Origin of the sequence: Lyngbya sp. CCY1209 (genome assembly GCF_035615495.1) — a bacterium.
Taxonomy (GTDB): Bacteria; Cyanobacteriota; Cyanobacteriia; order Cyanobacteriales; family Microcoleaceae; genus Limnospira.
The window spans coordinates 1-13,546 of record NZ_JAJENU010000593.1; the positions used below are offsets into that span (position 1 = coordinate 1).

Consider the following 13,546-nt stretch of genomic DNA (forward strand, 5'->3'; position numbering starts at 1 on the left):
ACATTGACTATGCCTTTAAGAGTTCAGTTTTGGACGGCTTAAGAATCCCCGCGTCTTTAGACCGGGGAGAAGTCAATCCACCACCCGCAGCCGCCGCGTCACCAGCGTGATCCCGCCCCGGCGCATCAAAATGGCGGACACCCAGCTATCCTCGGGCACGTCCGGCGCCTGACCGATTTTGAACACCCCGCCGGAGGGCAGGAACTCCAACCGTAGGGGTTCCGAGTCAAAATAGGCCTGTGCCGTCGCCGGTTGGGCGATCGCCGTCCCGATCAAAATCTCGCTCCCCAAGGGTTCCTCAACGATCGCATCGACGCTGTATTCCTCCCCCATTTGCACCTGTTCCGGAAGGTTCAACCGCACCGTCGGCGGGTCGTCGCCGGAGGTCAGTTGATTTTGCTCCGACAAAATTTCCTGGCCGACAATTCTATCATTCTCGATCCGCTGTTGGGAAGTAATCGTAGAAAGCAGGGTCAATTCGCGATCGCCCAACTCCCTCACCCCCTCAATTTGAGTCACGGTCGTCGCCACGATCGCCCCGCCGTCCCGCTCCCAACTCTCCAACGTGGTCGTATAATTGAGCCGGGAATACTCCCCCCAAAACTCCGCGAGTGCCTCCTCCAACATTTCGTAATTCAAACCGTCGGAATTGCTAAAATCCCGGGCGTAATTCTCCATCACCGCACCCACATCTCGCCGGTTTGCCGCCCCCTCAATTTCCTCGATCAGCGCCATCAATTCCGGGGGGGCCGTTTCCGGCGGTTGCGCGGTACCCGGCCGGGGAAACAGGCCCGAACCGCACCACAGGGCGATCCCCAAAATGGCGGATAAAACCGGCGAAAAAGTCCCTCGGAAAGCCGAGCCGGAACGCCCTCGCGCCGGGGTGGTTCTCGGAGAGTCGGATTGAAAGAGTTGAAAGGGGATCATAAGTCGAGTTGTCAGTTGTCCGTCTCGGTTGTACAGTTGTCAGGAGTCGGGGATTTCCATCCGGAGACCCCGCCAGCCCTCGCGTCTTTTGATTGTAGCGGAGTTGTCGGCTAGAGAAGGAGAAAAACGGCTTTGACCCAAACACCCACGCGCCTGTTGGTGGCCGCCAGCGGTACGGGCGGACATCTGTTTCCGGCGATCGCCACCGCCGGCTGTCTCGGCGACTATGATATCGAATGGCTCGGGGTTCCTGACCGTTTGGAAACCCAATTGGTTCCCCGACAGTATCGCCTCCACACCGTCGCCGTGGGGGGATTTCAGGGCAAACCCGGGCTGGGAACCCTGCTCACCGTCGGACGCCTCGCCGCCTCCGTCCTCAAGGTGCGAACCTTGCTCAAAAACGGCAATTTTCGGGGGGTCTTCACCACCGGGGGTTACATCGCCGCCCCCGCCATCCTCGCGGCCCGCTCCCTCGGCCTGCCCGTCGTCCTCCACGAATCCAACGCCCTCCCCGGCAAGGTGACGCGCTGGCTGGCGCCCCGCTGCACCCGGGCGGCGATCGGATTTGCCGAAGCCGCCCGATACCTCCCCAAAGCGAAAACGGCGGTGGTGGGGACGCCCGTGCGGCCCGAATTTGTGGGGGAGGCGGAACCCCTGCCCTTCCCCATCCCCGAAGGTGCCCCCGTGGTCGCCGTGGTGGGCGGTTCCCAGGGGGCGGTGGCGGTCAACCGTTTGGTGCGGGCCGCCGCGCCGTCCTGGTTCGAGGCGGGGATTTGGGTGGTGCACCTGACGGGGACCAACGATCCGGAGGCTGGCCGCCTGGAGCACCCCCAATATATCGCGATGCCGTTTTTCGACAATATGGCGGGTTTGCTGCGACGGGCGGATTTGGCGGTGAGTCGGGCCGGGGCCGGGACGCTGACGGAGTTGGCCGTGACGGAAACGCCGGCGATTTTGATCCCCTATCCCTACGCGGCTGAAGATCACCAAACCTACAACGGCAAGGTATTCGCCGATCGCGGTGCGGCGGTCATGATCCGACAGGGGGACTTGACGGCGACGGCACTTGAAAGTAAAGTTTTGTATCTGTTACAATCTGAAACAGTGCTTTCGCGGATGAAAGAAGCCGCTCGATCGCTGGGCGTCGTAGATAGCGCCAACCGCCTCGCAGACTTGGTTCGAGCGGTCACAACCGAAAAGTCATGACGCGATCGCCGCACCGTTCCGGACAAAATCCAGTGATCGCGATCGCCCCCAACCGGGATTTTACTCATTTCCTTCACACTCAAGATCCAGCATATTAGGAGTTATCGAGAGTTTTGGAGGGTGTGGGATGAAATTCTTAACTTATGCAGCCGCGACGTTATTGATCGCCATCGGTGTTGCCACTTCGGCCCGCGCTGAGAACCCCGCCCACCTCAAGCAGTTGCTGGAGACGAATAGCTGCCAAGGATGCGACCTCACCGGCGCCCAACTCGAGGGACTCGACCTCAACGGTGCGAACCTGCAAAATGCCAACCTCAGCGGCGCGAACCTCAAAGGTACCAATTTGAACGAGGCGAACTTCAACCGGGCGATCCTGGTTGAAGCCGATCTGGAAAATACCAGTCTCATCGCCGCCAAACTCCACGGTGCAGATCTCACCCGCACGAACTTCAGCAATGCCAATCTCACCCTCGCCGGCATGGTGATTGCCAACCTCCAAGACGCGAACCTGCGGGGGGCGAACCTCGTCGGCGCCAACTTGGAAAGTGCCGACCTGACGGGGGCGAACCTCCAGGACGTGCGCCAGTCCGTCACCAATTTGGGCCGGGTGCAATTACAAGAAGGAAGCCTTTACGGGTACGATATCAGCGGTGTCAATTTGCGCGATACCGACTTGACCGGGACGAATCTCAGCGGCGCCGATCTGAGTGCGTCAGATTTGGCGGGGGCGAATTTGGACGATGCCAATTTGCTTAATACCAATTTGATGAATGCTAGACGGTGACGATCGGGACTCGAGAATCGGGACTCGGGAATCGGGAAGGTTTCTGAGTCTCGCGAAAGCTGTCTCGAGGGTCGCTTGCTGAATCTCAATGCATTTTTTCTGGACAGTTGATCATAAATTAATTGGGGGCGTAGCTGGGCTACGTCCCCAATTTGATGGCACCGCGATCGCGCGGTACCCGAGAATTATTCAATTTGAAAAAAAAGTTTTGGCAGTGGGTGGCAGGATGCACCGTCCGGCCGGAATCGCATCCACTTCATCGCTCCCGATTTAGGGTTGTGCCAAAGGGGTGAGATTGACGTGGATTTTTCCTTTTTCTCGGTCGTACTTCTCGGACATCCCATCTCGGTCGAGTCCGGCTAAGATCCAGATCAGACTGACTGCCGCGGCTTTGGTAATCGCATCGTTCCGTTCGGCGTTAGCTTTCTCCATGATTTCGTTCCCGATTGAATGCTCCTTGTTCGCGATCGCTGACCTCCTTGTAAAGGTTATGATTCAACCTCCTACTAGATCGTTTCGGCTCAAATGAGGCAAAATTCCAAACGTAGCACAGGCATCTTGCCTGTGGATTCAGATCCGATCGCCTCATTTCAGATGAAACAGTCCACTACATTTATTATTGTGACAGAATTCGACTCGAATCCGGGTAATCTCGATCGCGGAATTTGGTGCGATCGCACAACCGAAAACGGCGATCTCAATCACATTTAGACTGTGATTATAGTTCGGTTTTCAACACCCTCAATCTGACACCCGGAACCTTTTCTCAATTATAAGGGATTTAAAATTACCTTCGTCGGACCGGGTTGGAGATCCGAACAACTTATGATAAAAACAGATGGGGTATCCGATACCCGTCCCCCCAGCTTCACCATTCAACGAGATCGCCGAGATGCCGTCCCAGTCGAGTTCCGCCCCTAACGCCCAATCCAACACCCCCGCAGCCCTCCTACAGCGGGCTGAGGCTTTTTATGCCCGGGAACAGTACGACGAGGCGATCGCGGTCTGTCGGCAGGCGTTGCAACTCCAACCGGACTCGGCGCCCGTCTATGTGACGATGGGGAATGTCGCCCAGGCCCGGACCCAACTCGACGAGGCGGTCCGCTGCTACGCCAAAGCCCTGGAGTTAGATCCCAATTTCGCCCGAGCCCACGCCAATTTGGGCAGTATGCTTTACAAACAGGGCAAACTGGAGGAGGCGATCGCGAGTTACCAAAAAGCCCTCTCCCTCAAACCTGACCTGGCGCCCATTTATGTCAATCTGGCGCGGGTTTTGCGGCAGTTGGGGCGGGAGGCGGATGCCCGGGAAGTGGAACGGCAGGCGTCCGTTTTGAAGTCCCAAATGGGGGACGCGACGCAGCTCTTTCACCGGGGCAATCAGTGGGCCGCGGCGGGGCAATTGCCGGAGGCGATCGCGAGTTGGCAACAGGCGATCGCGGCGGACCCGAATCTGGCGGAAGCCTACTCTCAGATCGGCATGATTTACCGCCACCAGGGAAAGCCGAAAGAGGCGATTCCCTTCCTCGAAAAAGCCCTGGAATTGAAACCGGATCTCGTCGCCGCCCACCAGCATTTGTGCGGCATTTACCGCGACTCCGCCGACCTCGCCGCCGCCCGCCGCGCCGTCGATCGCTACGTCCAAACCTGCGGCGATGCCGACCCGATCATGGCGTCTATTTACGCCGTCAGTATCTATCAAGTTTCCGGATTGAATCGCATCGCCCTGGATCGGTTTTTGGAATTGGAAGCGAAACTGCCCGCCCTGCTACCTAACAGCAACGAAATCGAAACCAAATCCCTCTACGCCAATTTATTATTCGCCCTGCCCTACCTGCGGGATAATTTGGAACAAAATTACGCCCTGCAACGATTAATCGGCGATCGCTATATCAGCCAAATCCTCACCCCGCCCGCCCCCACCCCCGCCCCCTCCAAACCGGGCGCTAAAGGATTCGGAAGCGGCACGGGAAAAAACCCCCTAAAAATCGGTATCCTTTCCAAGCACTTCTGCCGCCACTCCGTCGGCTGGTGCAGTGCCGATGTCATCAAAGAACTCGCTGCCCTCAATACCGAGATTTATTTGTATTGGAGCGATCGCCCCACCCGGGACAGCCAAACCCCCCAATTTGAACAGGTCGCCCGCAACGTTTTCGAGCCGAAAAACTTCCCCCAAGGGCTCCCCCATGCCGGAGAAATTGCCGCCGCCATCCGCAATGACGGTATCGATATTCTGTTGGATTTGGATTCCTTGAGCGTCCAAATTCACACCGAAATTTTATATCAAAAACCCGCCCCAGTCTGCATTTCTTGGCTGGGATTCGACGCCCCCCAGCTTTCATCCCAAAACTATTTTATCGGCGACAAGCATACCCACCCGGAAGGGCGAGATGCCGATTCTGTCGAACAATTAATTCGGATGCCGAAGACGTTTATGGCGGTTTCCGGATTTCAGCGGGTTGAGGCGGATGCCGCCCAACTCCGGCAGGCTTACCGCATCAGTTCCGATCAGGTGGTTTACCTCTGCGTCGCCCCCGGACGCAAGTTTAACCGGGAACTCGTCGATGCCCAGGTGGCAATTCTCAAACAGGTTCCCGACAGTATTTTAGTGCACAAAGGGCAGGGTGATGCTCAGGTGGTGCGGCAGGCTTACCGGGAGGCGTGTCAGGCGATGGGAGTCGGGGTGCACCGCATCAAACAGATTAACCGATTTGCCACGGAGGAAGAACATCGAAAAATCTATCTTTTGGCGGATGTGCTGTTGGATTCTTACCCCTACAATGGCGGCACCCACAATTTGGAAGCCCTGTGGTTTGATGTGCCCATCGTCACCCGCCGGGGCGAACAGTTTTTGTCGCGGATGGGATACGCCTTCCTGGAAGGGGTGGGGATAGATGCCGGGGTGGCGGACTCCTGGGAAGAGTATCAAAGTTGGGGGATTCAGTTGGGACTCGACGCCGAACTGAGGCAGTCGATCCGCGATCGCCTCGCCGCTTCCAAAAATGCGGAAAACCTCGCGCCACTGTGGAATCCCAAAGCTTTTGCGAAGGATTTATCTGCCCAGTTCGAGGCGTTGCATAAACGATAATTATAGCACGTTTTTATCAATTTTTGCAACTGGGGCGCGATCGCTTATAGCAGTCGGCAGTCAGCTTTCAGCCATCAGCTTGCGGTTGAAAGCCCGTGGTTGGCAAGTTTCGGGATTTTTGGATGTCCTAACCGTCATGGCGACTGCTACAAAAAACAATCAAAACTTATTCTTATATTTTAAATAATTTTTCCAAATACTTGCGGGTGCTATTTTATACCCGTCAAAATTTAACCGAATGTTGATATTTTCTTAACTCTACCTTAATTCGGTAAATGTAATTTAATAAAGTGTAAATTTTCTTCCAATCGACTGTCGAGAAAGGGAGGCTCATTTCGGGTCATTGTCAGTCGTCTCGTTTTGCAAAATCGAGCGTCCGAAGTGCGGAGAAACCCCCGGGAGCTCCGCCGCATTTCCGTGTCCAAAAAACCGACTGCATCTATCTCAAAAAAACAATGTCAGACAGCGTTATTTTCATTCATCCGGACGGAACCAGTCCGTCCCACTTCGCCGCCGGCCGTTTCGTCCAAGAGGGACCCGACGGCCGCCTCAACTGGGACGAGATGACGAAAGCCGGGGTGTATCTCGGTCACATGAAAGACCAGATCGTGGGAACCTCCAACGGGGGGGCGGTCGTCCACGCGATGGGGGTCAAACCCTTCGCCGGATCTTACGGTTTGGATGAAGACGGCGATCCGATCGCTTCCCTCTCCAGCCTCAGTCCCGAACTCGGCGGCCCCGATCTGGGCGTGGAACCCGGGATGACGATCATGGAAGAAGCGATCGCCGCCGGAAAGGCCACCGCCGTCATCAACTCCGGCTTTATCGCCGAACCGGGGACGGGGGTATTTTTAGCCGACGTGTTCAACCGGGGCGAAACGGAAGAAATCACCGCCGAAGTGCTCGAATCCGGCGCCAACGTGATTTTGGGTGGTGGCGAAACGGACTATCTCCCCGTGGGAGAAGTGGGTTTCTTCGGGGAAGAAGGGACCCGGGAAGACGGCCGCAACCTGATCGAAGAAGCGACCGATCTGGGTTATACGATTGTTTACACCCGCGAAGAGTTGCAAAGTCTGCCCGAAGATGCCGAAAAAGTTCTGGGGATTTTTGCGGCCGAAGACACCTACAACGACACCACCGAAGAGGCGAACGTCGAGGCGGGGTTGGAAAATTACGGCCAGCCCGGAAATGAGAATCCCCCCACCATCGCCGAGATGTTGCAGGCGACGTTGGAGTTGGACCTGTTCTCCCCCGAAAACGAGAACGGCTTCTTTATCGTCATGGAAGAAGAAGCTACGGACAACTTCTCCAACAATAATAACGCCCGGGGCGCGATCGAAGCCGTTTTGCGGGCGGATGAAGCGATCGGCATCGCCAAAGACTACATCGAAAACGTCAAACCCAACACCTTATTAATTACCGCCGCCGACAGCGACGGGGGTGGCTTGGAAGTGGACGACGTGAGCGGCGAAACCGTCGGAACCGTGGGCGTGAACCCGACTTTGAGCGATCGCTCCGACGCGGTGGAAGTCCCCTACGACGGCGCCAGCGGACGGGACACCGAACCCTTCGTCTCCGCCCCCGACGCCAACGGCAACGAATACACCTTCGGCGTGGGATTCGCGGGAACCCCCGACTTCGCGGGCAGTATCGTCGCCAAAACCTTCGGTTTGAATGCGGAATTGTTGCCCAGTACGGTGGACAACACCGACATTTACCGCATCATGTACCAGACGCTGTTCGACGTGGAACTGCCCTCGTTTGTTCCCGCAGAACCGCCCCGGACGGCTCCGGAAGCCACCGAAGACACCGGAAACGTCATTTTTATCCACCCGGACGGAACCAGCCCCTCCCACTTCGCGGCGGCCCGTTTCGTGGAGGAAGGACCCGACGGCCGTTTGAATTGGGACATGATGACCCACGCCGGGGTGTACCTCGGCCACATGGAAGACCAGATCGTGGGAACTTCCAACGCCGGGGCCGTCACCCATGCCACCGGGTCGAAAGTGCCCGCCCCCTCCTTCGGATTCGATGAAAACGGCGTTCCGATCATTTCCCGTTCCGGGATGCGGGGGATGACGATCATGGAAGAAGCGATCGCCGACGGAAAGGCCACCGCCGTCATCAACTCCGGATTTATCGCCGAACCGGGGACGGGAGCATTTTTGGCCGGCGTCGAAAATCGCCGGGAAACGGAAGCAATCACCGCCCAAATCCTCGAATCCGGCGTTGACGTGATCATGGGCGCCGGCGAAACGGACTATTTGCCCGTCGGAACCGTCGGTTTCTTCGGGGAGGAAGGAACCCGGGAAGACGGCCGCAACCTGATCGAAGAAGCCGAGGAAATGGGCTACACGGTCGTTTACACCCGCGAAGAGTTGCAAAGTCTGTCCGAAGACACCGAAAAGGTTCTGGGGATTTTCGCGGCCGAAGACACCTACAACGACACCACCGAAGAGACGAATTTTGAGGCGGGGTTGGAAAATTACGGCCAGCCCGGAAATGAGAATCCCCCCACCATCGCCGAGATGTTGGAGGCGGCGTTGCCGATCTTGTCCAAAGATCCCGACGGGTTCTTCGTGGTCATGGAAGAAGAGGGCACCGACAATTTCACCAACAATAATAACGCCCGGGGCTTTGTGGAAGCGATGCAGCGGGCCGACGACGCGATCGGTGTGGCGATGGACTTCGTGGACAACCAAGATCCCAACACCCTGATTATCACCGCCGCCGATAGCGACGCGGGGGGTCTGGAAGTGGACGATCGCGACGGGGAAACAGTGGGAACCATCGGCGTTAACCCCACTTTAGCCGATCGCTCCGACGCGGTGGAAGTGCCGATGGACGGGGCCGAAGGCCGGGACAGCGAACCGTTTATTTCGGCGCCGGACGCCAACGGCAACGAGTATCCCTTCGGTATCGCCTATGTGGGTACGCCGGACTTTGCCGGAAGTATCGTTTCCAAAACCTACGGTCTGAACGCGGACTTGCTGCCGAATACGGTCGATAATACCGAAATCTATGAGATCATGTACCGGACGCTGTTCGGCGACGTCCTGCCGAATTTGATCGACGGGACGCCGGCAGATGAAACCCTCATCGGGGAAGATGGCGACGACCTGATCCGGGCGGATATCGGCGACGACCTGGCCGCGGGCGGTTTGGGCGATGATATCATTTATGGTGAAGAAGGCGATGATGTCCTGCGGGGCGACGAAAACAGCCGTTCCTCCGGTAGCGTCGGCGGCGACGATACGATTTACGGCGGTTTGGGCAACGATCGCATCGGCGGTAAGGCTGGAAATGACCAACTCTTCGGCGATGAAGGTAACGATTTGATCTGGGGCGACGACGGCGACGACCTCATCGACGGCGGCTTGGGGAACGACATCCTCACGGGTGACGACTTTTCCGGTGGTTCCGGTTCCGATACCTTCGTTTTGGCTGTCGGCGAGGGCACCGACACGATCGTTGATTTTGAAGTCGGCATCGATCGGTTGGCGTTGAAAGGCGGTCTGAGTCCGGAGGTTCTCTCGATTTCCGATATGGGAATGGGAGCCGCGATCGGCTTTGGAGAGGAAGTTCTGGCGAACCTGCGGGGCGTCGATGCGGCCGAACTGACGGCGGCTGATCCTTTTGGGGCGATCGTCTAGTTCGGACGGTTAAACGCTTGACTGATGTGTTTGTTTAATCATGAATTGGGGTGGTGAGAAACCGCCCCGTTTTTTTATCGCTATCCGCCTTAAATACTCGGAAATCGGGCAACCCGGGACCCCTACAATTCGGGCAACCCGGGACGGTTGCCCCCACACAACCGGGCAACCCGCAACCCGCAACCCGCAACCCGCAACCCGCAACCCGAGACGGTTGCTCCCACACAACCGCAACCCGCAACCCGCAACCCGCAACCCGAGACGGTTGCTCCCACACAACCGCAACCCGCAACCCGCTTTCTTCGGGAATCGGGGGATTCGGGAAATTAATTTTGCTCCTCTTCCGGTTTGGCTTCCCGCAACATTTCCAAAATGGAACCCACGGCAAATCCCATCGTGGCGCCGGTAATCCCGTAGGCGAGGGGTTCGCGGGGTTGACTGTAACCGATATTGGTTTCCGGAGAAACCAGATCGCAGCATTGATAAGTCTCCTGGCTCATTCTCGACACCGCCAACCCGAAGACGGAACCCACGCAAGCCATCACAATTCCTGAAAAAATAATCAATCTGACATTCATCGGACTGCCCCCAAGATAACTGGACGAGTCGAATTGCTCTCTCTACTTCGCTTATACCAAATTTTAGTCCGAAGGTCGGTAAAATTTAACAAAATTAAACCGGATTGGGGGATTCGACTCCCAAAGTTGTCATCGATTGATGATTGGGGACGGTTCGACCAATATATAAAATTGATAGATCGCGATCGCTCCTTCTTTCTCCCCCGGTTTCAACCGACGAGAAAAGAAACCAGCAGGAGTAAAATCGTCCCGACAAATAGGATGTGGTTGATCCAGTCGTCCGATGTCCAATCTTTAAACATTCGTCATTCCTTCAATTCATGAGAAATAGGATGGAGAATTCCGATCCGGGGGCGAGTCTATTATTGACGGCTCGGCTGTTTTTGTCAAGTCCGACATCATTCGAGCGATCGGCTGTCAAAAAGATAGCTTAAAAACTGGCATCGGCAACGGCTCGAATCGAAAATAATTGACTCCGATTAATATCCTGAAGGTGGCTTAAAAATTCCCGGCGGTACTGCGATCGATGAGTTGTCGAAAGCGATCGCGGAAATCCTGCGGGGGAACGCCGACCATGAGAGCGGATTGATTTCGCAGGTGGATTTCGACATCCCGCTTTCGGGTGGTAAATAATTCGGCGTCGGGGCGGTGGCGGGGGGTGAGAAAGTGGACGGTTTGATTGGACGAACCCCGCCAACCTCGGTTGTCATTCAGTTCGGCGATATATTGTCCGTCGATGAGGATATCGATGAATTGAAGCAGCCGATCGCGATCGGGATTTTTCCGGATTTCTTCTAGGGTAAATCCAGTATAACACATAATCGAAAGATCGCAATTTTCCCGCAGGTGGGAAAACAGGGTTTCTAATCCGATCGCCTGCAGCATGGGTTCGCCGCCGGAAACGGTTACGCCCTCTAAATTGGGTTGGGAAAGGATCAAGTTTCCCAGTTGGATGGGGTCGATCAATGTGGCTTGGGTTCGGGGTATCCAGTCGGGGGAAACGCAGCCCGGACAGTTGAAGCAGCAACCCTGCACCCAGATGACAAAGCGGTTTCCGGGGCCTAACGTGCGCGTTGACGGGCAGATTTCGGCGAGATTTAATGGGGTCATGAGGAAAAGTTGAGGGCGAGTTTTTTGTGCTGTTCGGCGTGCCGGTTTTGGAGGTCGGCGAGTTGGCGATCGAGGTCTCGGAGTTGGGTTTTTATTTGCTCTAAAATCGGGTCGATTTGTTGATGGTTGATGGGGAGGTATTGGCCGAGGTCGCGATCGCTCTCGTAGTGGCGGCTGAGGTCGTCGCGGATGGCGGCGGTTTGTTGTTGGTATCGGTTGCAGTGGGCGATCGCCGTTTCCAGTTCGGTTTGGATGCGGTCAAATTCGGCTTTTTCTTGTTGCAATTCTGCCAGGGTATCTGATAAAATAGAATTGAGTTTATTTCGTTCCGCCTGGGTGAGGGTTATCAATTCCGTGGCGATTTCGGCGGTATTGGCTTCTCGTTTATTTTGGCGCGATCGCAGAATCTCGATTTCCGATGCCAGGCGGGTTTGCTGCCGGTTGAGGGCGTCAGTTTGGGCTTGGAGTTCGCTTTGTTTTTGTTGGAGTTGTTCGAGTTGTTGATATTGCGGTTCGAGGGCGTGCGATCGCGTTTCGATATCGCGGCGAAGTTGTTCTAAATCGGCGGTTTTCAGTTCCGTTTCAATCCGGTTTAATTTGGCGACGCGGTGTTTTAACTGTGCCAATTCCTCCCCGGCTTGTATTAACTGACGTTCTTGACTTAAAAGCTCATCAGCCGTCGCCAACAGTTCCGAAGTTTCTCGGGAGATTTCCGCAAATTTTCGATGGTTATTTTTCAGCTTTTCTGCCAGTTTCGGGGGGATAGATGAGGCGGACAAATGGGGTTGCCAGGTGTTGAGGAGAGAGAGTTGTTGTCCGAGGGTTTTTGAAAGTGCGATCGCCCAGGCATCGAGGGTGTCGGGGTCGGAGTTGGCGAGGTTTTCTAACACTTCCGGGGGATAGAGATTTCCCCACAGTTCCAGGGCAGTTTGCATCAGTTGAAAGGGGATGTCGATGTTATCATAATCCAACGGATCGCAATTTTGCAATTTCTGGGCGAGTTGAATGAGTGCGGCTGTTTGTTGTTGCATTTTTGGTGATGTTGAAAAGAACTTTTGAGATCCCCCCCCCGCCCCCCTTTTTAAGGGGGGAGTTAGAGATCCCCCCCAGCCCCCCTTAAAAAGGGGGGAGTTAGAGATCCCCCCCAGCCCCCCTTAAAAAGGGGGGAGACAAAGGTGGCATGACTTGGATTTCAATGGGTACTTAAAATTATAGCGTTTCTCAGGCTGATGATTCAAAGCCCCCCTTCTTAAGGGGGGTTTGGGGGGATCGCCCCATCTCATGGGACTCGAAAAGCTGAGTTTAAAAGCCCCCCTTATCAAGGGGGGTTTGGGGGGATCACCCCATCTCATAGGACTCAAAAATCTCGGTTTAAAAGCCCCCCTTATCAAGGGGGGTTTGGGGGGATCGCCCCATCTCATGGGACTCAAAAATCTCGGTTTAAAAGCCCCCCTTATCAAGGGGGGTTTGGGGGGATCGCCCCATCTCATAGGACTCAAAAATCTCGGTTTAAAAGCCCCCCTTATCAAGGGGGGTTTGGGGGGATCACCCCATCTCATGGGACTCGAAAAGCTGAGTTTAAAAGCCCCCCTTATCAAGGGGGGTTTGGGGGGATCGCCCCATCTCATGGGACTCGAAAAGCTGAATTTAAAAGCCCCCCTTCTTAAGGGGGGTTTGGGGGGATCAACCCCTGCAATTCAGAACAAACCCCTTCAAAATTCTCCAAAACCTCAACATTTGTAAACCGGATTACTCGCAATCCATATCCTTCTAAAATAGCAGTTCTTTCAGCATCAGACTGCTTCCCCTGTTGTGTAAAATGACTTTCCCCATCAACTTCAATCACCAATTTTAAAGATGCACAATAAAAATCGACGATAAAATGATCAATGGGTCTTTGTCTCAACACTCGAAACGGAAAATATCTCAAACAATCTTGCCACAATTTTCGTTCCGCAGGAGTTGGGTTTTGTCGCATTTGTTTGGCGATCGCTGTCAGTTTAGGATTGTAGGGCAGGTGAAAGTTTGAGTTGCTTAATTGAGGCATGATTCCTCCTATGTGCGAGATTCGATCCCCCCTAGCCCCCCTTGAGAAGGGGGGGACAAGATATTGAATTGGGGGCATAATTCCTCCTATGTTTGAGATTCGATCCCCCCTAGCCCCCCTTGAGAAGGGGGGGACAAGATATTGAATTGGGGGTAT

At 55.4% G+C, this 13,546-nt stretch carries 10 protein-coding genes; 4 read left to right on the forward strand and 6 right to left on the reverse strand.

From position 1 onward, the window contains the following. Nucleotides 1–72 precede the first annotated feature (72 nt). A complete protein-coding gene (locus LKE08_RS21820) occupies nucleotides 73–927 on the reverse strand; it encodes a nuclear transport factor 2 family protein (protein WP_324706375.1) in 855 nt (284 codons plus the stop codon). Between the two features lie 132 nt (nucleotides 928–1,059). Here LKE08_RS21820 and murG point away from each other — a divergent pair, with 132 nt between their 5' ends. Together murG and LKE08_RS21830 are read left to right on the forward strand one after the other, a co-directional pair. Then, entirely contained in the window at nucleotides 1,060–2,133 is a 1,074-nt protein-coding gene (gene murG, locus LKE08_RS21825) for an undecaprenyldiphospho-muramoylpentapeptide beta-N-acetylglucosaminyltransferase (protein WP_324706376.1), read from the forward strand. 127 nt (nucleotides 2,134–2,260) lie between these two features. Beyond that, nucleotides 2,261–2,917, forward strand: coding sequence for a pentapeptide repeat-containing protein (locus tag LKE08_RS21830; RefSeq protein WP_324706377.1), 657 nt, complete (start codon nucleotides 2,261–2,263; stop codon nucleotides 2,915–2,917). Nucleotides 2,918–3,187: 270 nt separating this feature from the next. On the opposite strand, the gene LKE08_RS21835 is transcribed toward LKE08_RS21830, so the two are convergent. After that, entirely contained in the window at nucleotides 3,188–3,349 is a 162-nt protein-coding gene (locus LKE08_RS21835; RefSeq protein WP_324706378.1) for a hypothetical protein, read from the reverse strand. Nucleotides 3,350–3,809: 460 nt separating this feature from the next. Here LKE08_RS21835 and LKE08_RS21840 point away from each other — a divergent pair, with 460 nt between their 5' ends. Beyond that, the gene (locus tag LKE08_RS21840) at nucleotides 3,810–6,002 is read left to right on the forward strand and encodes a tetratricopeptide repeat protein (protein ID WP_324706384.1); all 2,193 of its coding nucleotides are present in this window, start codon (nucleotides 3,810–3,812) and stop codon (nucleotides 6,000–6,002) included. 455 nt (nucleotides 6,003–6,457) lie between these two features. Next, complete coding sequence (locus tag LKE08_RS21845; RefSeq protein ID WP_324706379.1) at nucleotides 6,458–9,655, forward strand: alkaline phosphatase; 3,198 nt, start codon at nucleotides 6,458–6,460, stop codon at nucleotides 9,653–9,655. Between the two features lie 326 nt (nucleotides 9,656–9,981). Here LKE08_RS21845 and LKE08_RS21850 read toward each other — a convergent pair whose 3' ends face one another. The 4 genes from LKE08_RS21850 to LKE08_RS21865 form a co-directional block, all read right to left on the reverse strand. Further along, complete coding sequence (locus LKE08_RS21850; RefSeq protein WP_324706380.1) at nucleotides 9,982–10,233, reverse strand: hypothetical protein; 252 nt, start codon at nucleotides 10,231–10,233, stop codon at nucleotides 9,982–9,984. A 498-nt stretch (nucleotides 10,234–10,731) separates the two neighbouring features. Then, entirely contained in the window at nucleotides 10,732–11,343 is a 612-nt protein-coding gene (locus LKE08_RS21855) for a 4Fe-4S single cluster domain-containing protein (protein ID WP_324706381.1), read from the reverse strand. Then, nucleotides 11,340–12,374: a hypothetical protein gene (locus LKE08_RS21860; RefSeq protein WP_324706382.1), complete on the reverse strand. Its 1,035-nt coding sequence runs from the start codon at nucleotides 12,372–12,374 to the stop codon at nucleotides 11,340–11,342. The genes LKE08_RS21855 and LKE08_RS21860 overlap by 4 nt, the downstream gene beginning before the upstream one ends. A 632-nt stretch (nucleotides 12,375–13,006) precedes the next feature. Further along, nucleotides 13,007–13,390, reverse strand: a complete 384-nt coding sequence (locus tag LKE08_RS21865) for an endonuclease domain-containing protein (protein ID WP_324706383.1) — start codon at nucleotides 13,388–13,390, stop codon at nucleotides 13,007–13,009. Nucleotides 13,391–13,546: the final 156 nt, after the last annotated feature.